General features: G+C 69.5%; 28 protein-coding genes and 1 pseudogene. 7 read left to right on the plus strand and 22 right to left on the minus strand.

What is annotated here, in order from left to right:
• Positions 1-473 (plus strand): DUF5655 domain-containing protein (locus J7E91_RS31330; RefSeq protein ID WP_251016531.1); only part of this gene is annotated, 473 nt, incomplete at its 5' end.
• A gap of 173 nt (positions 474-646) precedes the next feature.
• On the opposite strand, the gene J7E91_RS31335 is transcribed toward J7E91_RS31330, so the two are convergent.
• The 4 genes from J7E91_RS31335 to J7E91_RS31350 form a co-directional block, all read right to left on the minus strand.
• A complete protein-coding gene (locus J7E91_RS31335) occupies positions 647-1,954 on the minus strand; it encodes a DUF317 domain-containing protein (RefSeq protein WP_308377513.1) in 1,308 nt (435 codons plus the stop codon).
• A gap of 122 nt (positions 1,955-2,076) precedes the next feature.
• Positions 2,077-3,198 carry a DnaB-like helicase N-terminal domain-containing protein gene (locus tag J7E91_RS31340; RefSeq protein WP_214910247.1) on the minus strand — a complete coding sequence of 374 codons (1,122 nt, stop codon included), beginning with the start codon at positions 3,196-3,198 and terminating at the stop codon, positions 2,077-2,079.
• Positions 3,198-4,469 carry a DNA cytosine methyltransferase gene (locus tag J7E91_RS31345; RefSeq protein WP_214910248.1) on the minus strand — a complete coding sequence of 424 codons (1,272 nt, stop codon included), beginning with the start codon at positions 4,467-4,469 and terminating at the stop codon, positions 3,198-3,200. The genes J7E91_RS31340 and J7E91_RS31345 overlap by 1 nt, the downstream gene beginning before the upstream one ends.
• A complete protein-coding gene (locus tag J7E91_RS31350; RefSeq protein WP_214910249.1) occupies positions 4,466-5,119 on the minus strand; it encodes a hypothetical protein in 654 nt (217 codons plus the stop codon). Before J7E91_RS31350 ends, J7E91_RS31345 begins: the two co-directional genes overlap by 4 nt.
• A 316-nt stretch (positions 5,120-5,435) precedes the next feature.
• Between J7E91_RS31350 and J7E91_RS36420 the strand changes: the two genes are divergently transcribed.
• The gene (locus J7E91_RS36420) at positions 5,436-6,044 is read left to right on the plus strand and encodes a barstar family protein (protein ID WP_308377514.1); all 609 of its coding nucleotides are present in this window, start codon (positions 5,436-5,438) and stop codon (positions 6,042-6,044) included.
• An 85-nt stretch (positions 6,045-6,129) separates the two neighbouring features.
• On the opposite strand, the gene J7E91_RS31360 is transcribed toward J7E91_RS36420, so the two are convergent.
• From J7E91_RS31360 to J7E91_RS31405, 10 genes and pseudogenes are all read right to left on the minus strand, one after another.
• The gene (locus tag J7E91_RS31360; RefSeq protein WP_251016532.1) at positions 6,130-6,744 is read right to left on the minus strand and encodes a hypothetical protein; all 615 of its coding nucleotides are present in this window, start codon (positions 6,742-6,744) and stop codon (positions 6,130-6,132) included.
• 98 nt (positions 6,745-6,842) lie between these two features.
• Positions 6,843-7,262, minus strand: a complete 420-nt coding sequence (locus tag J7E91_RS31365; protein WP_251016533.1) for a hypothetical protein — start codon at positions 7,260-7,262, stop codon at positions 6,843-6,845.
• A 95-nt stretch (positions 7,263-7,357) separates the two neighbouring features.
• On the minus strand, positions 7,358-9,808 hold the full coding sequence (locus J7E91_RS31370) for a site-specific integrase (protein ID WP_308377515.1): 2,451 nt from the start codon (positions 9,806-9,808) through the stop codon (positions 7,358-7,360).
• Entirely contained in the window at positions 9,801-10,700 is a 900-nt protein-coding gene (locus J7E91_RS31375) for a site-specific integrase (protein WP_251016534.1), read from the minus strand. The genes J7E91_RS31370 and J7E91_RS31375 overlap by 8 nt, the downstream gene beginning before the upstream one ends.
• On the minus strand, positions 10,615-11,085 hold the full coding sequence (locus J7E91_RS31380; RefSeq protein ID WP_214910250.1) for a hypothetical protein: 471 nt from the start codon (positions 11,083-11,085) through the stop codon (positions 10,615-10,617). The genes J7E91_RS31375 and J7E91_RS31380 overlap by 86 nt, the downstream gene beginning before the upstream one ends.
• Positions 11,086-11,117: 32 nt before the next feature.
• The gene (locus J7E91_RS31385; protein ID WP_214910251.1) at positions 11,118-11,879 is read right to left on the minus strand and encodes a hypothetical protein; all 762 of its coding nucleotides are present in this window, start codon (positions 11,877-11,879) and stop codon (positions 11,118-11,120) included.
• Entirely contained in the window at positions 11,876-12,463 is a 588-nt protein-coding gene (locus J7E91_RS36425; protein ID WP_251016535.1) for a hypothetical protein, read from the minus strand. The genes J7E91_RS31385 and J7E91_RS36425 overlap by 4 nt, the downstream gene beginning before the upstream one ends.
• A gap of 149 nt (positions 12,464-12,612) precedes the next feature.
• Positions 12,613-13,524, minus strand: coding sequence for an alpha/beta fold hydrolase (locus J7E91_RS31395; RefSeq protein ID WP_214910253.1), 912 nt, complete (start codon positions 13,522-13,524; stop codon positions 12,613-12,615).
• A pseudogene (locus J7E91_RS31400) lies at positions 13,521-14,012 on the minus strand (TraG/TraD/VirD4 family protein); the annotation flags it as partial. The gene J7E91_RS31395 and the pseudogene J7E91_RS31400, both read right to left, overlap by 4 nt.
• Before the next feature lie 106 nt (positions 14,013-14,118).
• Positions 14,119-14,331 carry a hypothetical protein gene (locus tag J7E91_RS31405; protein ID WP_214910254.1) on the minus strand — a complete coding sequence of 71 codons (213 nt, stop codon included), beginning with the start codon at positions 14,329-14,331 and terminating at the stop codon, positions 14,119-14,121.
• 561 nt (positions 14,332-14,892) lie between these two features.
• Here J7E91_RS31405 and J7E91_RS31410 point away from each other — a divergent pair.
• Positions 14,893-15,132 carry a hypothetical protein gene (locus tag J7E91_RS31410; protein ID WP_251016550.1) on the plus strand — a complete coding sequence of 80 codons (240 nt, stop codon included), beginning with the start codon at positions 14,893-14,895 and terminating at the stop codon, positions 15,130-15,132.
• Between the two features lie 145 nt (positions 15,133-15,277).
• On the opposite strand, the gene J7E91_RS31415 is transcribed toward J7E91_RS31410, so the two are convergent.
• From J7E91_RS31415 to J7E91_RS31430, 4 genes are all read right to left on the minus strand, one after another.
• Positions 15,278-16,141, minus strand: coding sequence for a cytochrome c biogenesis CcdA family protein (locus J7E91_RS31415; RefSeq protein ID WP_214910255.1), 864 nt, complete (start codon positions 16,139-16,141; stop codon positions 15,278-15,280).
• Between the two features lie 7 nt (positions 16,142-16,148).
• Positions 16,149-16,739 carry a redoxin domain-containing protein gene (locus J7E91_RS31420; RefSeq protein WP_214910256.1) on the minus strand — a complete coding sequence of 197 codons (591 nt, stop codon included), beginning with the start codon at positions 16,737-16,739 and terminating at the stop codon, positions 16,149-16,151.
• 90 nt (positions 16,740-16,829) lie between these two features.
• Entirely contained in the window at positions 16,830-17,549 is a 720-nt protein-coding gene (locus J7E91_RS31425; protein ID WP_251016536.1) for a Crp/Fnr family transcriptional regulator, read from the minus strand.
• A 188-nt stretch (positions 17,550-17,737) separates the two neighbouring features.
• Positions 17,738-18,220 (minus strand): hypothetical protein, encoded by a 483-nt coding sequence (locus J7E91_RS31430; RefSeq protein WP_214910257.1) that lies wholly within the window; start codon positions 18,218-18,220, stop codon positions 17,738-17,740.
• A gap of 176 nt (positions 18,221-18,396) precedes the next feature.
• On the opposite strand from J7E91_RS31430, the gene J7E91_RS31435 reads away from it, so the two are divergent.
• The 4 genes from J7E91_RS31435 to J7E91_RS31450 all read left to right on the plus strand — a co-directional run bounded on the left by J7E91_RS31435 (position 18,397) and on the right by J7E91_RS31450 (position 19,897).
• The gene (locus tag J7E91_RS31435; RefSeq protein WP_214910258.1) at positions 18,397-18,855 is read left to right on the plus strand and encodes an SRPBCC family protein; all 459 of its coding nucleotides are present in this window, start codon (positions 18,397-18,399) and stop codon (positions 18,853-18,855) included.
• Positions 18,856-18,863: 8 nt separating this feature from the next.
• A complete protein-coding gene (locus J7E91_RS31440) occupies positions 18,864-19,193 on the plus strand; it encodes a TfoX/Sxy family protein (RefSeq protein ID WP_214910259.1) in 330 nt (109 codons plus the stop codon).
• A gap of 99 nt (positions 19,194-19,292) precedes the next feature.
• Positions 19,293-19,685 (plus strand): carboxymuconolactone decarboxylase family protein, encoded by a 393-nt coding sequence (locus J7E91_RS31445; protein ID WP_214910261.1) that lies wholly within the window; start codon positions 19,293-19,295, stop codon positions 19,683-19,685.
• Positions 19,686-19,687: 2 nt separating this feature from the next.
• Positions 19,688-19,897 (plus strand): hypothetical protein, encoded by a 210-nt coding sequence (locus J7E91_RS31450; RefSeq protein ID WP_214910262.1) that lies wholly within the window; start codon positions 19,688-19,690, stop codon positions 19,895-19,897.
• A gap of 40 nt (positions 19,898-19,937) precedes the next feature.
• On the opposite strand, the gene J7E91_RS31455 is transcribed toward J7E91_RS31450, so the two are convergent.
• The 4 genes from J7E91_RS31455 to J7E91_RS31470 form a co-directional block, all read right to left on the minus strand.
• Entirely contained in the window at positions 19,938-20,747 is an 810-nt protein-coding gene (locus J7E91_RS31455) for a class I SAM-dependent methyltransferase (protein ID WP_214910263.1), read from the minus strand.
• Positions 20,744-22,318, minus strand: coding sequence for a radical SAM protein (locus tag J7E91_RS31460; RefSeq protein ID WP_214910264.1), 1,575 nt, complete (start codon positions 22,316-22,318; stop codon positions 20,744-20,746). The genes J7E91_RS31455 and J7E91_RS31460 overlap by 4 nt, the downstream gene beginning before the upstream one ends.
• A 106-nt stretch (positions 22,319-22,424) precedes the next feature.
• On the minus strand, positions 22,425-22,661 hold the full coding sequence (locus J7E91_RS31465; RefSeq protein WP_214910265.1) for a hypothetical protein: 237 nt from the start codon (positions 22,659-22,661) through the stop codon (positions 22,425-22,427).
• Positions 22,645-23,094 carry a MauE/DoxX family redox-associated membrane protein gene (locus tag J7E91_RS31470; protein ID WP_214910266.1) on the minus strand — a complete coding sequence of 150 codons (450 nt, stop codon included), beginning with the start codon at positions 23,092-23,094 and terminating at the stop codon, positions 22,645-22,647. Before J7E91_RS31470 ends, J7E91_RS31465 begins: the two co-directional genes overlap by 17 nt.
• Between the last annotated feature and the right edge of the window lie 87 nt (positions 23,095-23,181).

Consider the following 23,181-nt stretch of genomic DNA (forward strand, 5'->3'; position numbering starts at 1 on the left):
CTTCGCGGCATTGGTCGATCGACCTGGTCCGCTACCGACTCTTCGGCAGCGACCTCCTCGGCCTTGAGACCGTGGCGTCGGTGAGCGGTGCGGCCCAGGCACCACGGCGGTCGCGTCGGCAAGCGGTGGCGCGGGCCGCAGCTGATGTCCAGGGTGCCTCGATGGTCGAGCTGGCGAACGCGGTCGACGAGGCGTTGCTCGGTCTCGGCGAGGGCGTGAACCGCGTGGAGCGCAAGCAGTACCGGGCGTATCAGCGGCTGCGGAACTTCGCCTGCGTCTGCCCGCCCCAGCGAAGCAAGCTCCTGGTCTACCTGAAGGTCGACCCCAAGCACGTCGACCTCGTTCCCGGGTTCACCCGGGACGTGTCCGGGCTCGGCCACCACGGGACGGGCGATCTGGAGGTGCAGCTCCGCACGCTGAAGGACGTGGAGCGCGCCCAGGATCTTTTTCGCGCGAGCTACGCGGCGGCGTGATCGCTCGGCGGCACCTTGGCCGTGAGCGTCTCGCGCGTGGTCTGTGGTCGTCGGGTGGTGCCTTTCGACGTACGGGCAGGGCGTGGCGGTGGACTACTCATGGTGCGCGGGATCGCCGGTTTGGCCAACCGGCGATCCCGCGCTATGTTGCCCCGCTCTGCCGCGAGGACGGGTCAGCGCGAACGGCTGGTTGCGGGGTTGGCCGTGACCGGCGGCATGGCCGGCGGGGTGGTGCCGAGAGCTGTCGCGCGGTCGCGGCCCGCGGTCTGCGGGTGGCGAGTGCCGGTTCCGTGGGCGAGGGTCTCGGACAGCTCGGCCAGCAGTGAAGTCGGAGTGTGCGGGGACGCGGTGAGGGCCCAGGTGGGTCGGTCGGGGCCCGGGCCGGCCCAGACGGTCCAGGTGGCGAGGGTCTGGTTCGGATGCTGGGCGGCGAAAGCGTCGAACCGGACCCCGGCGTCCTTGGCGGGGGAAGTCCAGCCGATCCATCGCCCATCCACGGTGTGCTTCCACCCGGCCTCGGAGAGCGGCTTCGTAGCGGCGGTGACGATCTCCTCGTCCACCGGGGCGCCGACGGCTGTGTCCCAGCCGTCGCCGTCGGCGAGGTGGTCCAGCAGGGTCTGCAGCACGGGGGCTGGGGTGGCGCCGGTCGCGGTGAGGACCCACATGCGCTCTGAGATGGGTGTCTCGTACGCGGCTACGGTCCAGGCGGTCTCGCGGGGGTGGGTTTCGTGGACGCGCTCGATGCGCAGGGTCTGGGACTCGTGGATGGCGTGGGTCGTCTCGTCGGACCAGGTCCGCCACTTCTCCCAGTCACTGTTGGCGTCGAGGAACGCGTCCAGGAGGGCATCGTGGTCGCCGGGATCAGCCGCGTACGCGGGGACCGTTTCTGGCTGGGGGAGTGGAGGCCCAGGTTCAACGGCGGGTGTGGCGAGGGATGTTCGTGCTTGGGCGGCGGCGCGCTCGGTGTCGGTCATGGGTGCCGGGCCTGGCCGCATGGCGGCGCCGTGGGCCTGCTCGAAGGCGACCAGGGCCTGGGCGGGCGATTCGAAGGTGTCGGCGACCTGCCGCAGATGGTTCTGGCCGTGGAGATAGACGCTCTTGCCGCTGCCGAGGTAGGTGCCGACCGCGACGGTGGTGTGGCCGTCCTCGGCGTGGGCGTGGATGAGGAGCTGGCCATGGCGGATGTCGTCATAGATCTTCTGGGCCGCGTCGGAGACCTCGCGGATCTCGCTGCGGGTGCACCACGGCATCGGGTAGTCCGCCCAGGTCCATTCTTCGGCCATGGCCTCTTGGAGCCGCGGGGTGATCTCGACGCTGACACCGGCGGCGGCCAGTTCCTGGGCCGCCTTTTCGGCCCAGTACGGCTCCTCGTGATCGATGCGGACCAGGACCAGGGTGTTCTCGGCCACGACGGTCCAGTCGGCGGCCTCCAGGCCCACGTGGGGAATGTGGGTCTGGGGGCCGGTCAGGACGGCGGTCACGGCACTGGGATGGGGTGGACGTCGAGGCGGACGTGCGCGTCGACGGAGGGGGTCGTCACGAAGGGGGCTCTCTTCTGCCGGCCGCCGAGCCGCAATGGACCCGACGACCGGCGGGCGGGGGATCAGCGGAAGCTGCGCGCGGCGGGCGGAGCGGTGGTTCGCGGCGGGCCGGCCCGGGGCACGCCGGTGGACCTAACGCGTCCGGGCCGGTCGGCCGGCGCCGGTGAGGGGGAGGTGGCGTGCTGCCATCGGGTACGCACGGCTGACAGGTCCGCGAGAGCGCGGCGGCTGCCGACGACGAGCTGGTACGGCGTGGTGGCCGGGTCCTGGGTGAACGCCTCGATGCCCCGGCCGGTGTGGTGAGCGGTGGCCAGGACGGCGCGCTGCAGGACGCGCTCGCCCCAGTGTTCTGGGGAGCCGACCGGTCCGGCCAGCAGGTCCAGCAGCTCACGCGGGTCGGCGCCGGTGCCCAGGAGGCCGCGGTGCTGTGCTTCCCAGAGGACGGTCACGGGGTCGACGGGCGTGCCGCGGCGGATGAGGGTGGTCAGGCACTGCCACAGCCCGCCGTGCAGCGGCTGCGTGAAGTCGCCGGGGGTCAGCCACCGCATCTGTTCGATGCCGCTGGGGTACGCGGTCGCGGTCGCGAGGAGCAGCCGCTCCTCGTCGGCCGCTTCCTCGTCGTGGGGTGTGGTCGGCGCGGGAACGGGGGTGCGGGGCAGGGAGCCGGCGTGTGGTGGGAACCGGGCGGCGATGTCGTCCACCACGGTGGCGAGGGCGTCGGCCACGTCGAGGGTGGCGGTGACGCGCTGCGGGAGTGAGGTGTCTCGGGCGGTGTGCATGAGCCGCTGGGCGGCGGTGGCCAGACGGCGTCGGCAGTGCTCGGCCTCGATCATTCGTGCGTACGCGGGTGCGTGCCCGGGCCATGGGCAGACCTGGATGAGGGTGTGGAGATAGGGGGCGTCCAGGCCGCGTGAGTGCTCGCGGGCGGCGGTGAGTACGGCGTCGAGCCACTTCGTGCTTTTGGCGTGCTCGGCCGGGTCGGGGGCCGGCAGGGAGCGGATCGCGGCGAACAGGGCGGCGTGTGCGGCGGTGGAGAACGACTCCGGGCCGATGCCCGCCACGTCGCGCAGGCGCTGCGGTTCGAGCAGGAGAGCGCCGAGGAGGGCCTGCTCGACGTGGAACACCGCCTGCGGTGGTGGGATCGCGTCGAGGTCGTCCTCGTCGGGTTGGGGTATGTGCGGCATCAGGCGGCCAGGGCGAAGTCGTCGGGGTTGAGGGGCACATTCAAGTGCGGGGCCAGGAGGTGGGCCGCGAGCAACGGGGGAACGGCGTTGCCGATCTGCGAGAACTGCTGGCCCTTGTTGCCGGCCCAGGGGTAATCGGCCGGGAAGGTCTGGAGGATGCCGGCCTCGCGGGCGGTGATCCGGATCGGTTCCGGGACGGGCGCCGCCTCCGTGTCCGCCTCCAGGCCGGCGGAAGGCTCGGCGACCCAGGTGCATTCATTGGCGCGGTGACCGAAGAACAGCGTCCCGGCCGGCTCGGACAGGGCACGGACGGTGGCGTTGGCCTGGTTGTTGCTGCGCAGGGACCACGACCATCGGTGCGCCTCGGCGGTAAAGGTCGGCGCCGGAGCGGTCACGTCGCGGTTCTCTCGGGTTCCGTGCCGGGCCGCCCATCCCGCGCCTTCACGGCGGGAGGACAGGACGACCCCGTCCGGCCGCGGCGTCCAGGTGCCGTGCTCACGGGCGTCGGACAGCGTCTTACGGGAGCCGGAAGGGAAGGGTTCGGGGCCACCTCCGGGCCCGCCGCCGGCGCACACGGTGGGCACCGGGCGGTCGGTGGCGCCCCACCCCAGTGCCTCAGCCATGCTGACCCAGCGGACGCGGCCCGGACCGAACAGTGAGTCGGGTTCACCGACTCGGGCATGCGTCGGAGCGGGCGGCTGGGCCGTACGGACCCGCGAGGCGAGCAGGATCGCCCGCCGCCTGGTCTGCGGTACGCCGTAGTCGGCGGCGTTGAGGATGCCCGTCCAGACGGAGAATCCCCAGCGGCGCAGCACGGCCGCGTAATGCCTCCACAAGGGCAGGACGTCGGGTACTTCCTCCATGGCGACCCACTCGGGCTCGCCGACCGCGTTCAGGGCGTGGAGGTAGCGCATCGGCTCCGCGGCGAGCAGGGAGCGTTCGTCGCGGCAGGCGGCGAGGAGGCGTTCGCGGGTGTCGCGCCCGGCGGCGAGATCCTCGACCGCCGCATGCACCAGCGGCTGGTCCACCAAGCCGAGGCGTTTGCCGGCCATGCTCCACGCCTGGCACGGAGGAGACGCGATCAGCCCGCGCGTCCGGCCGGGGAAGGGCCACGTCGGATACATCGCAACATCGGTCCGCACGGTCAACTGCCCAGCCGCTGCTCGGGTCTTACAGGCCCACTCGTCCCATTCCAGGCCGATATCCCGCGCACCGAGCACTGCCAGGGCCCGGCTCCAGCCACCCGGCCCCGCGAAGAGATCAAGTATCAAGTGGCCAGCCCGAAGTCGTCCTGCGTCAGCGCGTCCGCATCCCCGCGGCACGCCCAGGGTGAGCAGCCGTCCACGACCCCGTTCTCCAGCTCGTCCGCATCGTCGGCCGCTATCTGGAGAGCGGCCCGTTCGGCGGCGGTGACGTGATCGATCGGCGCCTCGCTCAACGGGACGCGGGAGCGGTGCAAGAACGCTTCCCCGAGCAGCCGGTTGCCCGATGCGTTGGCGCGCGCATTTCCCTGGCGGATGGCCGCATCGAATTCCACGACATCCGCCCACTCGGACGGTGACGTATCCCGGATGTGCCTCCACTGGGCATTTCCATGAAATGGGCATCCAAGGCAACTTGACTTAGGGGTTTCGGCCAGTCCGAGTGAGGTCAGGTAACGGATGCAGTCCGCTCTGCTCCAGCCAAGGTCCAGAAGTGGATGCCGGTTCTGCATGTACTTGACGTCGGCGTCTTTGGCGCGGTGGAATTCGTCGGTGGATATGCCGATCCACTGCTCGACGAAAACGCCCTTTGGTACCCGAGTCGGATACGGGTAGCCGAGAAGATCGCGGATCTTCTTCTTGATGGGCTTCACCTTGTACTCTCCGGTGCTTCTCTGCACTTCACCCTCATGGGTGAAGGCGGGTATGTGATTCGTCAAAGGGCCTCCGAGATGGATGGGATGGGGGTCAGGGGTGGGAGCGGCGCCGGCGACCGCAGGGCAGATTCCCGCGCGTCGGTAAGATCAGCGCTCTCAATGGGGGTGCGATGCAAACATCTGGGCGGGGCGACGATGGGCAGAAGTACTCGCTGACCTCGGACGAGGACGACAGCGACTTCTGGGGCTTCGCTCAGGAAGCGGAGGGGTTGTTCACGCCCCTGCCGGATGAAGAAGGAGCGCGCCGAGTGCACCTGGCGGTTGCCTCCCGCAGGGTGGCCTACTGAGGTGCGTCGACCATGTCGGCAGTCGTCGTGCCGTGGCGGGGAACGCCTGGTTCGAGCTCCTCGACGGTGACGGTGCCACCATGGGGTCCTACTTCGTCAACGAGGTCACCGTCATCGACGTCAAGCCCTCCGCCAGTGGTGCCGGCCTCGTCGACCTCACGGTGACGCTCTGGTGCGAGAACGCCCTGCCCGGAGCGGAACGACCGTGGGAGCTGGTCCGCACCGGTCACCTGAACCACACCGGAATGTGGCACGAACTCGCACCCGAGGACCGACACGCATGGCTGTCGGTGGCCCTGTGGTCCCGGGAGTACCAACGGCAGGGGAAGCCCGATGCGCCTGCAGGCCAGGCGTTCACCTTGGATGGTCGACACATCGTTGACCGGGACACCTTCTACTGCGCGATCGGTGAGGCCATCAACGGACCCGGTGGATACTTCGGCTGGAACCTGGACGCTCTGGACGACTGCCTGAGAGGCGGCTGGGGCGCGACCACTCCGTTCACCTTGCGCTGGGACTTCTCTGCCGAGGCTCGGACGCGGTTGGCGGAACGCGTGCCCGCCGGTGATCGCGAGCTTGTGCTGTTCGACCTTTTCCTGGAGATCTTCGAGGAACGGGGTGTGAGCGTCATCCTTCGGTGACAGCTCGTTGCTTGTCGGCGTACTCCTGTGCGTGCTCCACCAAATACGGAGATATGTGCACCAGGGAGGAGGTGAGCCAGCGACGTCATCCCGCGGGCCTGGCGGCGGCAGGACGATGAACCTCCAGGATGACTGCGGTGCCTGCCACAGTGCGGTCCTCGTGCATGTTGATCTGCTGGCCGGGCTGGACGTGCGTCCAGTGGGAGGGAGTGAGGGGCACGAGGCGAACTGTGGCTCGCCCGCCGGGCTCCAGATACGGCATGTCCTCAACCCAGAGACGGGCAACGCTGACCGCACGTCCACCTGTGGGCGAGAGGTGGCCGATGTCCCACATGGGCCGCAGAACACCGGCGCCGGAGACTGGCGTTGTGCGTCGCGCATCGGCGGCAGGACGGAGCGTCAGATCCGCCCGGATCACGCCGTTGCGGGTCTCGGAACACCGCCAATGGCACCAAGCTGCGCTCCGCTCAAGACGGAGCTGCTCAGCCGCGTCGGCAAGCTTCTCCCAGAACGCCAGAGGGAGCGAGCGACCGTCCCCGAGCTCCTCCAGCAGGCCCAGGGCGATCTCCCACTCGTCATGGACGAGGTAGTCCCAGATATCTCGCACCGTGATGTCGTTCTCGGTGGCAGTCTCTTCCGAAACCAGCAGGGAAGCTGACTCGAGAAGCTCAGGGACGTCCATGCGCTCATTGTCGACCATGTGAAAATCAGGCTGCGCTCGCCTGGTCTTGCTCGATGGCAGCGAGCCGGTTCTGGGGCCGTTGATGGGGATGGCGTCGCGGCCTGATCGCCAGGTCTTCACAGGTCAGGCCAAAGGTGTCCTTCAGAGTAGTCGTGCCAGCCCCGGAAGAACCAGCTGGTCAGATCGCTGATTCGTTCCATGCAGTCCTCGTAGTAGGTCTCGGGGGTTGGCCGTGGGAGGTTCGGATGTGAGGTCCACGTCGGGACCCACGTTGCGATCTCATAGAACCCCTCGGCCAGCCACCGATCGAGCTTCTCGTTACCTTGAGACTGCTCGCACGCAACCCGCATAGCCCGTTCAAGGCGGGTGAAAGCAGACCGATCCCACTCCAGGTCCCCACGCAACCGCAGTAGAAAGCTCCCCTCCTCTGCGTCGAACTCCCGCTTCAGAATCTTCTCGATGGCCGGGTCCATGACGAGATCATGGCAGCCCCTGAACGGAACTTCGGCACGGCCCTGCGACGGTGCGGCAGTCATCCCTTCACCTACCCGGTGGTGCACGTAGATGTGTACTTGGCGGAGCACTCGGAGAGGTACGCCGAAATTGCTTCGAGGCATCGGTCTGGGGAACGTCACTCGGACTCCTCCGGACGGCGGCGTGCGGGGATGCCGAGGTGGACGGCCGGTCGCTGGGCTCGGCGTTGGGTCTCGTCGCGCTTCGCGCGGAGGAAGGTGAGGGTGAGGTCGATGCCCTCGATCTCACCGATCCAGCCTTCGGCCTCGGCCTGCGTCCTGCGTTGCAGGAGGTCGGCTTCGAGCTCGGAGAGCCGGGCGAGCATCTTGGGATTGACGTGGAGCATCGGGCAGCGGATGCAGGCGTGTTCGTGCTGGCAGGGGGTGCCGTATGGGCGTCCGCAGGAGCCGAGCTCGACCTTGCGGCGGTCGAAGTGCTCCTCGAACTCGGTCCACTCCTGCTCGGTGGCGTCCCGGTACTCCTCCGAGGGCCGGACCTGGCGCCTCTGGTGGAGGTGGGCCTGGTAATGGCGGATCACGTCCTCGTCGAAGACGGCGACATAGCCGCGGGTGGTCTGGATGCTGAGGTGACCCAGCAACGCGGCGCCGATATGGATGGGCAGGCCACTGTTGACCAGCTCGGTGGCGAAGATCCTCCGGAAGTCGTGCGGGGTGAACTTCAGCCCGCGGAAGCCAGGGTGGGTCTCGGCCAGGTCCTCACAGCGTCGGCTGATCATCTTCTGGATGGTGCCGGGGTTGAAGATCTTCGATCCGATCGCTCCGTTCTGGCGCTGGAAGAGGAACGGCATCGGCGCACTCCAGACCTTGTCGTGCGGGTCGTAGCGGCTAACCAGCGGAATCGGTCTTCCTCGCCGGCCGTGGCGCCGGATGATCGAGGCGATGACGTGGAACAACTCGGCCGACATCGGGATGACGCGCTCGCGGTCGGTCTTGGACGGTTCGATGACGAGCAGGGCGATGACCTCGCCGTTCGCGCGCTGATACTGGCGGATGCTGAGGTGGGTCAGCTCGCACAGCTCCTCGATGCGGACTCCGGAATGCCGCAAGGTCTCCACTGCCGCCCAATCCCAGAAGGCAGCCTCCTCCTCCGTGCCGATATGCCTCAGCTCACCGGAGTCCAGGTCCAGCACACGGGTGGGAACGGCGTCGCCGTGCCGGAGCCTCTTCTGGTCCGATTCGCTGATCACCCGGCGGTAGGCGTTGCCAGCGTATGTGAACTCCTCCCCGTCGGCGGCCTGGTTGGCGCGTTCGAGCAGGAGCCGGGCATGGTCGTAGCGGGACTCGACGTGCTCGACCAGGACGGGCAAGAGCGGCTGGCGCTGCCGGGTGCGGTCCGCGGAGCGTTCGGTCCCCTTCCGCCGGCGGACGCCCAGACCGTGGAATTCACCAGGCGGGACGGGACACGGCGCGACCCAGGCCGCCCAGCGTTCGGGTTCAGCAGCAGCCCAGGTGTGCAGGTCGTAGTAGAAGCTGCGGACCGAGATGACGATGTCGTCCTGGCCCCGTCGGTGGGTGCCGTCGTCCTTGAGACGGATCGTCTCGCGCCAGCGCGTGTAGAGGTCCGGTGCGATCCGAAGGCCCTGCTGGCCGGGGTTGAGCTGCTCGATCTTCACCCAGAAGTGCTTGACCAGCAGGAGCGCGAGCTGCTTAAGGCTGGAGTAGTCGAGATCCGCTCGGCGCCGGCCGAAGTAGTCGATCAGCAGGCCGCGGACGGCCTGGTCGCGGATCCCGTACTGATCGACGAGCTCCTCGATGGTCCGCTGGCCGCGCATCATCGCCGCCCGCATAGTCGTCGGCGTGGAGGCCGGGAACCGCCCCATCGTGATCAGGGCCGTCCACATCCCGTGCCCGAACAGGCGGTTTGAGGCCGGTTGCCCGGGCTGGAGGCGGCAGCGGGCCAGCCGGTTGTCGTGCGCGTACTGGAGGATCGACTCCGGCGTGATGTCGGCCAGCGCGACGCCTTGGTAGGTCAGGAGCGTGCACATGTCGAGCACTGCCTCCCGCTGATGCTTGAGCCGCAGCTCCTGTGCGGCGATGTGCTCCTCGAAGGTGACCAGCAGCGGGTCGTTCTGCGCGGAGATGAACAAGGGCGTGAAGTTGTTCAGCTGGTTTTGCCGGAAGGCGAGCATCGTGGGCTGGACGACGCGAAGGCAGAACAGCGTGCGGACCCCCGGGGTGACCGCGAGGCCGGTCGTCCTGCGGGCACCGAGACTGTTCGCCTTGATCAGCCCCTTGCCCAGAGGGCTGGCGTCCCACCGGTCCTGCCAGGTGTGCCCCGGGTGGGTGGACAGGTACTGAAGGATGCCGCGGGTGGCCTGGGCGCGCTGGTGCCGGGTAACGGTGGAAGCGTCTTCCCAGACGTCGAAGGCTAACTTGGAGATGTGGTTGATCGACGCTGCAGACAGTTCTCCGTGCGGTCGCGGCGGCGGCTCCGAGACCGCAGGCTGCGGCTTCATCGGACCGCCCACGAAGCGGCTGGGAAAGGTGAGCCCCTCCACGATGGGCCCGTGACGGCGGCTGACGCCGGTGGTCGTGCTGGTTCTAGCCACCGAACACCGCCTTGATGTCATCCGCGGAGTACCCGGTGGGGTAGCTCGTCGCCGGCCGCGGCGTGCTGTAGTGCTCCGCGAGCTTGTCGAACATCTCCTCCACCCGCGCGGTCAGGTAGCGGCTGGTGGTCTGGATGTTGGCGTGCCGCATGATCGCCTGGACCTCGACCGGTGTGAGCTTCCCGCCGTTGGCCATCCGGGACGCCGCCGTGTGCCGAAGGTCGTGCAGGGTCCAGTTCGTGCCCAGCAGCTCGTTCGCCCGCTGCATGATCCGGCGCATCGCCCAGTAGGACAGGGGGCGATCGCTCCCGCGACGGGTTCGCCAGACCGACTCGCCCCGTGCCGGCGTGCCCGCCTCGTCGAGATACTGGGCCAGTCGGACGAACGCCTGCGGCGAGGCCGGCACCGCTTCCCTCTCGCGGGTGCCCTTGGAGATCACGTAGATCCGCTGGCCAGCCCAGTCGATGTCGTTCACCCCCACCCCGAGCAGTTCGACCGCGCGGGCGCCGCTGGATACGTAGAACTCCAGCAGGGCGCGATCACGCTCACAACCCATGCGATCGAACAGCTCGTCCCACAGACGGTCGGGGATCGAACGGGGCGGCCTGTCGGAGACCTTCTGCCGCAGCCGGGCCCGCCCCACAACCGCCCGCGGCTCCAACGGACTCCGGTGCGCAAGGGCATGTCGGCGCTGCGGCGAGACGGGGACAGGGTTGACCACCGGCCCGTTGCCCTGATGGGCGTGGGTGAGTGCGGGACCGGTCGTCCGCTGAACAGGCTTCGTTTGGTCTTGTGCGGCGGCGAGGTCACGGGCGAAGCCGGTGGCGACGTAGTGGCACCCGGTGGCGCTCAGGTCGAGCTGGTGGGCGGCATCGGCGAGGTGACCAGTCATCCGCGGTATGGCCTCGGCGTGGCGAGCGGTACCGCACCGCCTCGTCGTCTGCCGGGTAGCTGGGGAACGGCGCTCCTTCGTACGGGTTGGCGGACAACGCGCTGGCGAGGTCGTTGCCGGCCAGGGAAGAAGCGACCACGACCGAGGCCAGGCACTCCAGGCTGGCACGGCTGCCGGCGACGTTGGCGTACGCGCTGCCGTCGAGCGCGCCCAGGCGGACGACGATGGTGGCCGTCAGGTCTTGGGCTTTGAGCAGGAGCGGGCTGATCTGCCGCAGCGCGTCGGTGCCGGGGGTGTAGGAGACGTCCCGAACGCGTGCATGCAGTGCCTCGAACTCGCGGGCAAGGGCACGGAGTTGCTGTGCCTGTTCTGTCAGGTTGTGCAAGGGCATGGGATGGTATGGCTCCGGAAGATAGGTCAGCGGCTTCGAGCGGCCGTCTGCGCCGGGGTGGGAACGGGCGCGAGCGCCGTATTGGGTGCGGCCCTGGTTTCCCGGGGGAGGCCGATGGCGGAGGCGAGGGCGGTGGCTCCGGCCGGGGTGAGACGGACTCGGTCCTGCAGCGGTCCGCCCGTGTAGGCGGACGACGCGGACTTCGGGACGCGTTCGACGAGGTCTTTGGCCTCCAGCGACCGCAGAGTGCCGATCAGCACGCGGGCGTCCCGGTAGTGGACGTACTGCCGTCCCAGGGAGCTGGTGGCCACGACGTGCCCCCGGGCGATCTCCCAGAGGGCGGTGTATTGCGTGGCGGTCAGCTGCTGATCCGGAACGTCGGTGGCGCTCCAGCGTCGGCGCCGGATCTCTCCGGCGACGCTTGTCGCGCAGTCCACGGCGGCCTCGGGGGCCAGCGCGGTCAGGGCGCGTGCCATCGGGAGACGGTGCTCCGTGGAGGCGCTGCTCAGGTAGGCGAGCTGCTGGAGGCGGACCACTGCGTCCGACAGCTCGGAGCTTTCGTACAGCCGCTCGTCGGTTACCGCCTTGATGGCGGCGTGGGTCGCGGAGGCGAGTTGGTGTGCGGAGGCGACGTGGGCCTCGGGCTCGGGCTCCGACCCGGTACGGAGGAGGAGGTCGAGCATGTCGTTGTGCCGCACGTAGTGGTCCGCGAGCAGCAGCAGCCGTTCGACCGGCGTGGGCGGGGCGGGTACCTCGAACAGGAGGCCATCGGCCGGTGGTGTCGTCATGAGCGGCTTGGGGCGGCCGGGGCGTGCGGTGCCGGGGTCGCGCGGGCCGTGAGATGAGGCGGCGGCGTGCGCTGTGCGGCGGTGGACGCCACCTCCGGCTCGACGGCGAGGGCATGGGCGATGAGCTGTTGGTCTTCTGCCCGGGCTGCCGCCGAGGCCAGTCGGCGGGAGAGCCGCTGCGCCACGGCGCGGTAGGTGGTGACCGCTCTCCCCAGCTCCTCACCGGCCCGCCGCAGCTGGTCGCGGCTGGCTGCCGGAGTGGGGTCGGCGTCCTCGTACAGCAGGATCTCGGTGCGGTGGTGAATGGCCAGGTTGCACAGCGTGGCGGCGAGCGAGATCTGGGAGCAGGCGCCGGCCAGGTGTGCCAGGTTTTCCTCGCCGCCCTTCATCGCGGCGTACTGGCTGATGGACAGATCGTGGAACTGCCGGGTGCACTGCATCGCGAGCTCCTGCACTCGCAGGCTGATCGGCGCGATCTCCCGGACGGGCTTGGCGATCTCGCCCTTCCGTACCTGTTCCACCTCCGCTCGCAAGTCCTTGAGGGTGGGGACTACCTCTCCGAGGAGGCGGGTGTGCTCGGCCAAGTCGGTGATCTGTATGGCAACTCCAGGTGCAGCGGCGGGATGTCGTGAACGCGAATGCAGTGGACCGTCGTCGTCAGGCCGTTCGCACGGGGGCAAGGGGCTTCGCACCGGAGCCGGGCGATGCGGCACCAGGTGCATCCGGGCTTCGGTCACACGGCCTTCCCGAGGTCGGACTGCTGCGGAGCGTCCTTGTCGACGGCTCGAAGTGGGGAGGCGTAGCGGGAGATTCGGTCGGTGACCAGCTGTGCGTGACGCAGGGGCAGTACATGGGTGGCGTCCGCGACGGTCTCCAGCCGGGCGCCGGGCAGACAGGCGGCAAGACGACCGGTCTGCTCGGGCGGGATGTGGGTGTCGAGGCTTCCGGCCAGGAGGTGGACCCGCCCCCCGAGTTGCCGCAGCGGATGGGGGTCGGGCTGCTGGTCGGCGAGGTCGTGCCACAGGGCAGCGATGTCGCCGGTCGCCATGGTGTGCAGGCCCTGGCGGCACGGCAACGGCAGCGACCCGGACGCGGGCCGTGCGTGTGAATGCAGGGCCCACCGGCTGGTGGTGGGAAGGCGCCGCCGGACCGCGTTGAGCAGGTACGGCGCGTGCGTGCACGCTGACGCGAGAAGGTTGCGGCCCAGTGTGAGGAAGGACTGGGCCGGACCGGTGCCCGTGCGGGTGCTGATGCCGCCGTACGGGGGCGAGATCAGCACCAGCCCGCGGATGCGGGGCGCGAGGTGTGGGTGGCGCGCGACCAGGCGCATGAGCGTCATCGCCCCCATGGAGTGGCCGGCGAGCACGAGCGGCCCCCGTGGCGCTGTCTCCTCAAGAACCTGGGCGAGGTCGTCGGCCAGTTGGTTGAGGCTCAGGGCGGCGGTGCCGCGGGTGGAGTGGCCGTGCGCGCGCTGGTCGTAGCGCACGACGCGTATCCCCTCACGGAGCAGGAGCGGTACGTGCGAGCGCCACAGGGCAGCGGTGACCGAGAGCCCGTGCACGAGGACTGCCGTCACGGGTGCTTGGGCGGGACCGTCGACGTAGGTGGCGAGCCGGGCACCATCCGGGAGTCGTATCGATCTCATGCTGCGGTCCCGAAGTCGGTCTGCCTCGGTGTGTGCTTGGCGACAGCCCGCTTGGTGATGCCGTCAGAGGCCCGCTTGGAGGCGGCGGTGAGTTCGTCGGCGCCGGGCTCCAGGTACCACGGGCGCAGGTCGAGCATCGCGATGCGCATGCCGGTGGCGAAGCAGAGCGCGGTGCCCTTGGGCAGGGCGCGGATCGCGTCGGCCGGCAGGATCCGCTCCTGCCGCATCGACACGGAGGTCGACTTGCCGGACTCGGAGTGCGAGGTGGACGTCGTCTCGACGTCATGGTCGCCGATCAGCCGGGACAGCTTGTCGGCGAAGTCCGGGTCGTCGATGCCGGAGCCGATCACCTTCACGGTGGACGCTGACCACATGGCGTCCATGCCCGCGTCCCCCCAGACCTTCTGGCCCTGGCGGTAGGACTGCAGGATCGTGATCGGGATGATCCCGCGTGACCCGAGGTGCGAGTACAAATCCGGAAGATCAGAGCGGCCATCCGGATGGCCAGCACCACGACGGCCAGAGCCACGACCAGCGCCGAGAGGGCCTCAGCGGCGCCGCGCGGGCGGCGCACACGCCACCGCTTGCGTGCCATCAGCGGCTGGCCGGAGTGGATGCGGCCGGCTGCTGATGTGCGGGCGGCGTCGTGGAGGCCGCCTCGCCGAACCCGAACACCTGACCCCATAACCAGACCCCGGCCAGCAGCCCGGCGATCATCCAGCCGCTCATCCGCTTCGCGCTGCGCGGCTTCGGGTTACGGCGGATGTGTCCACGCACGTAATGGAACCCGTCCGGAATGTTCGGCATGCTGTTCCCTCCCGTCGGTGAGCCACTGGTGCGGCTCGTCCCTCAGATTGGTGTAGCAGCGGCCACTGACAGGAATTGATGGATCATCACGGCGCTGGCCTTGGTCAGGCCGTCATCAAGCCACGTGTCTCACTCGGCCTCTCGGCCTCGGATCTTGGTGCGTGAGCTGCTGACCTCGACGGACAGGCTTCTCAGCTGCTCTGCCGTCCGCGCCGCAGTGGCTCGGACCTTACGAGTACAGCAACCGAGGCGGCTTTTACCTGCGGAAATGCCGTCGGACTCACCAGGCAGGAGTTCCTGGGATGAATGGCGAAAAGCTGCGGGAGCGCACGCCTTGCCGTAAGTGCGCCGGGGCCACCCCTGAGCCGCTTCTCCTCGGTGCCCAGGTGCGGATTCGGAGGTTGGCTGCTGGCGCCGGACTCGGCTGTGGCCGCGCCGTCCTGCAGCTGGCCGGCGCCTCACCCGGGCTCATCATGGCCGCGACCGCCATCACCGGAGTCCTGGCCGTCACCGGATTGTTGGTTGCGGCCGTCGCGGCGCACCGGGTCTTGAGGCCACCGCGTGAGCGGGGCAACGCGCCGCCGGCGCGCGATCGCCTCGGTCGTCCTGTGGTGGGGTGGGCTCACGCTGCTGCTGCTGCTGCTGTGGCTGCGGAGCCGGGCCGCAGGCCAGCCCACGGACCTTGCGCGGTGCGCAGCATCGGAGGTGCTGCTGGTAGCGGTGGGAGAGGCCGGCGACTGGCTGCGCCGCCGGTGGCTTGCGCACCGCCGGAGTCGGTCAACACGCCTGCCACCCGCATGACGGTCCGGCAGCCGGCGCCGAGACGGGAGGAGCCGGACCGGTCAGAGGCGACCGGACCTGGCTTTCCCAGCACGTCCGGCAGAAGGGCGCCGACACGGCCTCTGAGGCAGGGAGGGAGGCGATACCCCTGTCCCGGGGCCCTTGATCACGGTTGGAAGCCGGTGTGCCGGCTCGTGCGCTTGCGGCGCCGGATGACAAGTGTGGCGAGGAACAGGAGGGCGAAGAGTACGGCGATCGCGGCCGGACCGGCGGTGTCCAGGGTGTCGGCAACGGCTCGCTGGACGGTGGCCGCCGTGTCGATGACGGGGTCGGTGGTGGTGGGGTTGCGCAGGGCGCGTATCTCGTACCAGCCGTAGTAGGCGACGTAGGCGCCGACCAGGAGGAGCAGGCCGCCGCCGAGCCGGGGGGCGATCGCGCCGAGGCGGCGCAGCCGGGTGACCGCGGTGGTGCGGGTGAGGGCGACGGTCAGGGAGGCGGCGCCGACGATCAGGCCCATGCCGGCGGCGTAGGCCGCGAACAGGGCGATGCCTTCCGTGGTGGAGCCGCTGCGGAAGGCGGAGACGACGATGGCGAGGAACGGGGCGATGGTGCAGCCGAGGGAGGCGGTGGCATACGCCATGCCGAACAGCGCCATCGAGGGCATGGAACGCGTGACGGCGGGGGCGCGGCGGAGTTTCGGGGCCAGGGTCGGCAGTTGGCGGCCCGCAAGCAGCCATGCTCCGGCCGTGGTGATGAGCAGGCCGAAGGCGATGGTGAACCAGGGCAGGTGCTGCTGGACCTGGCCGGCGACGGGCTGGATGACGAGTCCGAAGACGCCGAAGAAGGCGGCGAAGCCGGCGGTCATCGCGGCGGTGGCAGCGAGCGCCCGGCCGACGGCGACGGTGCGGCTGGGGCTGTCGTCGCCTAGGACGAGCAGGGAGAGGTAGGCGGGCAGCAGGGCGAAACCGCACGGGTTGACGGCGGCGAGCATCCCGGCGCCGAGCGCGAGGGCGAGGGGCAGGTCGGCCATGGCGGGTTCAGCCGGTCAGGGCGGAGACCTTCTCCGCCAGCCCCTTGCCGCCGGGGAGCACGCCCTCGTAGACGGTCCTTCCGGTGTGGTCGAGGATCACGTAGAAGCTCTGCTGGGTGATCTCGAAACGCTTCCACACCTCGCCCTTCTCGTCGGAGAGGTGGGGGAAGGAGCCGGTGCCGGTGTCGGAGACGAAGTCGCGCATGGCGGCGTTCTTGTCCAGGCCCGCGACGCCGACGACGTTCGCCTTGCCCTGCTGGTCGGCGGCGACCTTGGCGGTTGCGGCGGCCTGGCCCTTGCACGTGGGGCACCAGGGCGCCCAGAACCACAGCACCGTGGGCTTGCCCGCGAGCGTCTTCGCCTCGAACGGCTTGCCGTCCACAGTGGTTGCGGAGAAGTTCAGCGCCTCGGGGACCTTAGCGCCCTGCGACCCGCTGCCGCTGTCGTGGGAGCCGGCGGGCGACTGGGCGGGGGAAGACGCCTTCGAGGGGGAGGCGCCCGCGTCGCCAGCGGACGCGGAGCCGTCGCCCGAGCCGCATGCGGTCAAAGTGACAAGGGCGGCAGCGAGGGCGGCCGGGAGGAGGATACGGGCACGCAAGGAGGACTCCTGAAGGGTCGGGACTGGTGGCGAGGGTAGTTCGTGGCGGCTCGAGCGGGCAGTGGGCCGGGGCCTTACGGATCGGTGACGTCAGCCGGCGGCGTCCTTGAGCCGTTCGGGGTCGAGGACGGTGATGCGCCCGCGGGACAGGCGTAGCAGGCCGTGGTCGGCGTAGTCGCGCAGGACCTTGGTGCAGGTTTCGCGGGAGGTACCGGCGAGGGCGGCGAGCTGTTCGTGGGTGAGCGCGATCTGCGGGTGGCGCCCGACCGGCCGCAGGGGGCCCGCCGGGGGCTGGGCGCTGGTCAGGGTGGTCAGCGTCGTGGCGATGCGCTGGGCGACGGTCTTGAACACACTGTCGGACAGACGCTGTTCGAGGTCGGCCAGGCGGCGGCCGAGGATCGCGGTGATCCGTGCGGCGATCCGCGCGTCGGCCAGCAGCAGCCGATTCACGTCCGTACGGCTCATCACGCACACGACGGTGTCGTCGAGGGCTTCTGCGTAGTTGTCGTACATGTGCTGCCCGAGCAGGACCATCTCGCCGAAGATCGTGCCCGGGGAGATGATCGCGGTGGTCAGCGCCCGGCCGTCGGCGGAGACCCTGAAAACGCGGACCCGGCCCTTCTTGAGGATGAACAGCACCTCCGAGGGCTGGGTGGGCGAGTAGAGAATCTCTCCCGCGTGGTAGGTCTTCATCGGCGCCGCGGCGGCGATGGCTTCCATCTCCTGCTCGGACAGGTCGCAGAAGATGTCGACCTCGGCCAGGCACCAGGTCCGCTCCGCTTCCTCCTCGCCTGCTGCGGCGTCGGTCATGGTACGTGTCTCCTCGCGTCGTCCAGGGGCCCATGGTGGTGGTGCGGCACCCCATGCCGGGCTGGCCAGCGCCTCGGCGCTTGTGGCCAGACAGTAGGGCACCGCGCCGTCGACCGGGCCTATGCGGCGCAGCGCCGCGCCCGGCGGAGGAACCGCGGGGCCGCGGCTTGACGCGGGAGCCTCGCTGCTCATCGGGCCGGGCCGGTGCGCTTGCCCATCGCCTGGGCGATGCACGCGAACGTGGCGCCGGTGAGCAGGCCGAAGACGAGGTGGGCGCCGAGGCTGGAGGAGGTGACGTCGTTCCACTCGAAGACCGGCATGCCCATGTTGGCGGGCATGATCCACAGCGCGCCGATGGTCCACCACACCACGCCATAGGCCAGGCCAAGGACGATGGCGGGTGCGAGGCGCTGGGCGAGGTGGCCGAGCACGATGCCGAAGGTGGCACCGGCGAACAGCGCGATGGACAGGTGGATCAGCCAGCCGGCGAAGGCGTTGGTGGAGCCCAGCAGCCCGGCCACCATCGTGATCATCGCGGTGTCCATGACGGGCCGGGAGACCGACATCCAGATGCCCATGCCGACGCCGCCGACGAGTCCGGCCGCTGCGCCCCAGACGGCGTGCACAGGGATCGCAGCGGTCTTGGAGGAGATGTGTGATGCCGTGGTCATGGTGATCGTTCCATTCGCCGGGTGGTTCTCCTGCTTCCGTCGCTGACCCTAGATCGGCTGGTGGGGGCAGGTATGTGACCGCCCTTACCTACGCACCGGTAGTCCCTGCGGCGTCCGGTTGCCGCTGACCGCCCGGGGTGGGTCGATGGAACTGACGGCTGGGAAGAGGGCAGCTCATGGGTATCGACGAGAGCGTGGAGCGGGTGATCCCGCTGCCGTGCGAACAGGTGGCGGCGTACGCGATGGACTGGCGCCACGATGCCGAGTGGACCCAGGGCATCCGCACGGCGCAGCTGACGCTGCAGGCGGATGCGGGCGGTTTCGGGGTCGGGGCCGAGGTGACGCGGACGGCGCACTTCCTGGGCAAACGCATCGACTACGTGCTGCGGGTCGCCGCCTACGAGCCGCCAGAGCTGCTGGACATGGTCTCGGTCGCCGGACCGATGCCGATGCACGTGACCTACAGCTTCGGCCCGCTCCCGGACGGCGGCACGCCTGCCCGGATCCGCGTGCGCGGCGACGCCTCCGGCCTGTACCGGCTGGCAGGGCCGATGATGGGGCGCAAGGTGCGCTCGTCGCTGGTCAAGGACCTCCAGGATCTGGAGCGGCAGGTGAGCCGCCGTACGCGAGGGTGAGGGCGGTCATGGCGTTCGACGAAGGACTGGCGGAACGCATCCGGGCCCGGCTGGGTGCGGATCCGGGCATCACGGAGAAGCGGATGTTCGGTGGGCTGGCGTTCCTCTACCAGGGCCACATGGCGGTCGGGGTGACCGGGGACGAGCTGATGGTCCGGGTCGGCCCCGACGCCACCGAGGCTGCCCTGGCGCGGCCCGGGACGCGTCCCTTCGACTTCACCGGGCGCCCGATGCGCGGCTGGGTCGTCGTGGCCTCCTCCGCCGTGTCCGAGGACGAGGCCCTGGCCGCCTGGATCGACCAGGGGCACGCATTCGTGGCGAGCCTGCCGCCCAAATGACGTGGAAAGGCGGCACAGGCAGGAGTCGCCGCTGCCCTCGGCCGGATCTAGCGTGGAAGGAGGGGGACCGGTTTGGCACGGCCGAGAGGAGTGGTCGCCATGGCGGGACGCACGCGCAGCGAGGTCGAGGCGGAGATCAAGGAGACCCTGGGCCTCGTGCCCCACTTCTTCTCCCGCATCCCCGATGACCTGCTGGATTACGAGTGGGAGATCTTCAAGAAGATCGAACTCGGCGAGACGCTGATTCCGAACAAGTACAAGGAACTGATCGGGATCGCGTTGCACTCGGAGACGAAGTGCCGTTACTGCACGCTCTTCCACACCGAGGCCGCGAAGCTGTTCGGGGCCACGGACGAGGAGATCCAGGAAGCCGTTCACTACGCGAAGAACAGCCTCGGCTGGAGCGGGTACCTCAACGGCATGCGTGAGGACTACGACGACTTCGAGAAGGAGCTCGGGCAGATCAAGGAGTACCTGTCGTCGAAGGGCTGACCGTGCACCTGGAGTGGGCCCGGCCCGGCATCCTGCGCGCGACCGCGCACCCCTTCGAGTTCGCGGCGCTCGTGGCCGCCGCCCGCTTCGTGGCCGAGTCCGCTCCCTCCGACATCCCCGCCGAGTCACTGGAACAGCTCAGACTCGTCCTGCGCGACTACGACGCCCAGGCACGCCGTCTTCATGACCCGCCTGCCCCAGACGGGCCCTGAAGGACCCCCGCCCTCCCAGGGCGCGCGAGGAGCCCTTCGATCAGACGCCCCCAGTGTCCTTTTCGGCAATCAGCAAGGCGTACCCCAACACTTCGTCCGCCACCGCCGCGCGGGCCGCCTCCAGGACGGCGGGAGCCGCCGTGAGATCCACGCCAGCCTCGGCGAGGCGGGCCGCTGCAGTGATCCGCAGTATGTTCAGCCTGGCATCGATCTGGTCGATCATCCGCAGCATCGCCTGATCGTGGCGCTCGGTACGCAGCGTGCGCAGCCCCGCCCCGGCCAGGATCTCGGTGTACTCCTCCAACGGACGGGCGTCGGCGATGCAGGCGATCCGGGCTCCGAGGCCGGTGAGCTCGGGCGGAAGGCGGGTCGGATCGACGGTGACGTCGGTGATGCCGAGGCGGCCGCCCGGCCGAAGTGCTCGGGCGAACTCGGCCGCGGCGCGCGTCTTGCCGGGGAAGGTGCACAGGGCGCACTCGCACACCACGGCGTCGAAGACTCCATCCGGGTACGGCAGGTGTTCGGCGTCCCCGGTGGTGAACCGGGCCCGGTCGGCGAGGCCAGCTGCCTGGGCGGAGCCCTGGGCGAGGGCGGTGTTCGCCGGCGCGTAGTCCACCCCGTCGACGTCGGCGCCGTAGGCGTCGGCCAGCAACAGGGCGGTGGTGCCGCGGCCGGACGCGACATCGAGGACCCTCGCAGCCGGGGTCAGGCCAAGGCCGTCGGCGAGGCGGCGGGTCAGGGCGGTGCCGCCAGGGTGGTAGGACTCCCCGAGGAGCAGGGCGACGATGTCGGAGGAGTACGCGGCGGCGCAGCACGCCTTCAGCTCCTCACCGGTGGGCGGCTGTGTCATGACGGGAGCTTCCCTTCTGCGCCGGGAGTGTGCGCTGTCTTCGAGCCGTACGGCGTCGCCGTCAGGCGGCCGGCGAGCGGCAGGGCGTTCGGCGCGACCGGGGCGACGGGGACGCCGGACATGTCGGCGCGGACCTGTTCGCGGTAGCCGACGGAGTTGTACGCGCAGAACGGGATGAGGCGCCCGTCGGGGGTGATCTCCTCGACGCAGCACTTCATCAGCTGCTTGACGTTGAGGGTGTACGGGTCTTGGAAGTCCTGCACGACAACCATGAACGCCTTGTCGGTCAGGTCCTTCACCGCTTCCGGCAGGTCGATACCGCAGGCATCCGCGCAGTCCAGTGCCTCGGCGGTAGCCCGCAGCTTCTCCTCGGTGGTGGCCGTGCCCATGAACGCGGAGGCCGACCACAGCTTCTCCAGGGCCTCGCGGATCCCGGCGTCGGGCATGACCCGGTTGGTGACGTAGTCCAGGTAGTCCTCGACGTTCAGCAGCCGCGGGATGGGGACGACGGTGCGGTTGCCTTGTTCGCCGTCCACCAGCAGGTAGGTGATGGAGCGGCAGGTGGGGAAGCAGCACGGCACGGGGAAGAAGTCGCCCTTGGTGAACCAGTTGGGGCGCTGGGCGTTGATGAGACGGATGACGTCGGGGTTGGTGAGCCGGTTCAGCGGGTCGAACTCCACGTGCCGGCCTGAGTGGGTGACCGGCTGGAACGCCACTGAGCGGACCGCGGGGTGGTCGATGCCGTACTCGATGATCGCCCCGAGCTCGTGCTCGTTCAGCCCGCGCTCGACGGCCGCGACGAGGGTGACAGTCAGCCCTGCCTCGGCGCAGTTGTCCAGGGCCCGCTGCTTGAACGTGCGCAGGTCCCGGCCCCGGATCTCCATGTGCGTGCGCTCGTCGAAGCCGTCGAACTGCAAGTAGATGTTCACCGAACGGCCCGGCACCTGGTTGCGTTTGCCGAGTTCGGCGACGAACTTCTTGTCCGTGGCCAGACGGATGCCGTTGGTGTTCAGGTTGACGTTCCTGATCGGGCGGGTCTGGGCGAGGTCGATGAAGTCCAGGATGTGCTTGTGGATGGTGGGCTCCCCGCCGGAGAACATCACCACCTCCGCCTCCCCCTCGGACTCCACGAAGGCGTCGAGCATCCGCTCGCACTGCTCGTGGGTGATGGAGTAGCCATCGCTCTGGTGGCCGGAGTCGGCGAAGCAGATCGGGCAGTCCAGGTTGCAGCCGGTGTTGACCTCGATGATGCCCAGACAGGCGTGCTGCTTGTGCTCCGGGCACAGCCCGCAGTCACTGGGGCAGCCGTCCTTCACCTCGGTCTGGAAGACGAGCGGAATCGTGCCGGGCTTGTTGAAGCGGGCCGAGGACAGGTACTCCTCGGCGTCCCCGTAGACCAGCGCCTCGAACTCACCGTGCTCACCGCAGCGTTTGCGTAGATAGACCTTGTCGTTGCGGATGTTGACCTGCGCGTCGATGGGGGTCTTGCACAGGGGGCAGATGGATTTGGTGAACTCCACGAACACCTCGTCGCGGTCCGCCTTGCGCCGGGGCGCGGGTGCCTGGGGCACGCGGAACTCCTCCATGAATGGACCTGCCTTCACTCACCGGACGTCGTCACGATCAGGTTTCTCGCCCGCTTGCGGCGCGGGCGGGGCCGGGACGGTCGGGCAGCAGTCATCCGGACTGGCGCCCCGGCGGACGGACCCGGCACCGCAGCGCGTAGCCCGTGCCGGCCAGGATGATGACCGCGCCGACGGTGATCAGCCACCCGCTGGCCAGAATCCCGCCGACCGCGCCGAGTGCTCCGCCGGCCAGGAGCAGGGGGCTCGCGCAGCACACCACCATGAGCAGCCCGGCGCCCACAACCGCAGCCACGCCACCGAGACCGGAACGCTCACCGGATGCCGGCACCGTCCCTCACCTCCTCCCGGCCGGCGCGAGCGGGCGCGGTGCGGGCGGAGCGGAACAGCACGGCGGCATACAGCAGGGTCAGGGCGTCCTGGATCAGCACGAACCAGCTCAGCCGCTGGGCCAGGTAGATCCCGAAGCAGCCGCAGTTGGCCACCGTCAGGCCCCGCGCGTACGCCTGCACGGCCAGCACCGTCCACACCACCGAGACGGCCGTGTACACCCACACCGGCGCCAGGGCCGTCGAGCGGGGGCGGGCCAGGAACCAGATCCCGCACACCAGCTCCCCGGCGATCAGCGCCACGGCCAGTACGGTCGCGGCGCTGCCGGTCACCAGCCCGTACGCGGACAGGATCCGCGGCATGTGCCCGAAGGAGGTGAGCTGGGCGACGCCCATCGCCGTGTACACCGTTCCGAGCACGATCCTCAGCACCATGATCCGACCGTAGGCCCCGGAGAAGGGCGAGAACTGTAAGCGCGCTCACCGAACCACGACCCCCGCTCCCGGCACGATCGAAGGGCG

The organism is Streptomyces sp. ISL-99, from assembly GCF_018614005.1.
Classification (GTDB): Bacteria; Actinomycetota; Actinomycetes; order Streptomycetales; family Streptomycetaceae; genus Streptomyces; species Streptomyces flavidovirens.